Source organism: Actinoplanes sp. NPDC026623 (assembly GCF_040638275.1).
GTDB lineage: Bacteria > Actinomycetota > Actinomycetes > Mycobacteriales > Micromonosporaceae > Actinoplanes.
On the sequence record NZ_JBEZXZ010000445.1, the window covers coordinates 1 to 1,390 of the forward strand.

The 1,390-nt window shown below is 78.7% G+C and carries 1 protein-coding gene; it reads right to left on the reverse strand.

What is annotated here, in order from left to right:
- Positions 1-1,390: ATP-binding cassette domain-containing protein (locus AB0F10_RS45685; protein ID WP_360640896.1), on the reverse strand; the 1,390-nt coding region annotated here is incomplete at both ends.

A 1,390-nucleotide genomic window follows, 5' to 3' on the forward strand; every position in this document is an offset into this window, starting at 1 on the left:
TGCCGGGCCGCGCGAACCGTGCGGGCGGGCGGCCCCCGGCGGCGGCGCCGGGCGCGCGCGGAACCGGGGGAGTCGGGCCGGGAGGTGACGGGTCGGGCGCGGCGGGCGAGACGTCGATGATCCGGTCGGCGGCGGCCAGCAGCCCCGGCCGGTGCGCGACCACCAGGACCGCGCAGCCCCGGTCGGAGGCCGCCCGCAGCCGCGCGATCACCAGGTCCTCGGCGACCGCGTCCAGGTGCGCGGTGGGCTCGTCCAGCAGCAGCACGGCCGGTTCGCGGTCCGCCGTGCGCAGCACCGCCGCCAGGGCGATCCGCTGCCGCTGGCCCGCCGACACCCCGCTGCCGTGTTCACCGAGGACGGTGTGCGGCGCGATCTCCAGCCCGACGCCGCGCAGCGCCGCCTCGATCTCGTCGGGGTTCCCGCCGGGGAACACGTCGGCGACCGTGCGGGCGTGCGGAAGCGTGGGCCGCTGCGGCAGGTACAGCAGGCCCGGACCGGACAGCTCGATCCGCCCGCCGAGGGCGGGCTGCAGGCCCGCGAGGACCCGCAGCGCGGTGGTCTTGCCCGCGCCGGAGGGTCCGCGCAGCGCGACCAGTTCGCCCTCGCGCACGGCGAGGGCGTCCAGGCCGAGCGCGTCCACGCCGGCGCCGGGGTGCCGCACCCGCAGCCGGGTCGCGAAGACGGCCGGGCGGGGCCCGCCGAGCCCGAACCGGCCGTCCCCGGTGACCGCCGCCGCGGGCACGAACACCGCCTCGCCGGCGTCCGCGGGCGCCAGGATCTCGTCCACGTCGGAGATCACCGCCGACGCGTCGGCGCTGGCGTGGTAGCGCGCCGCCATCTCGCGCAGCGGCCGGTAGACCTCCGGCGCCAGCAGGATCACCAGCAGCGCCGGGCCCAGCGGCATCGAGCCCGCCGCCACCCGCAGGCCCGCCTCGACCGCGATCAGGCCGACCGACAGGGTCGCCACCAGGTCGAGCGCGGTCGAGGACAGGAACGCCACCCGCAGCACCCGTACCGTCGCGAGGCGGTGCCGGTCGGTCATCTCCCGGACCACCTCGATCTGGCGCTGCGCGCGTCCGAAGATCCGCAGGGTCGGCAGGCCGCGCACGACGTCCAGGAAGTGGCCCGCCAGCCGGGCGTCGGCCGCCCACGCGGCCCGCGCCTTCTGCTGCGTGGCCCAGCCGATGAGCGCGCCCAGCACCGGGATCAGCGGGAGCGTCGCCAGCGCGACCAGCGCCGACGCCGGGTCGGCGACGGCCATCGCCGCGATCACCAGCGGCGGCAGCGTCACACCCAGCACCAGCGCCGGCAGGTAGCCCGAGAACCACGGCCGCAGCGCGTCCAGGCCGCCGGTGAGCACGGCGGTGAGCCGGCCGCCGCCGTAGCCGGC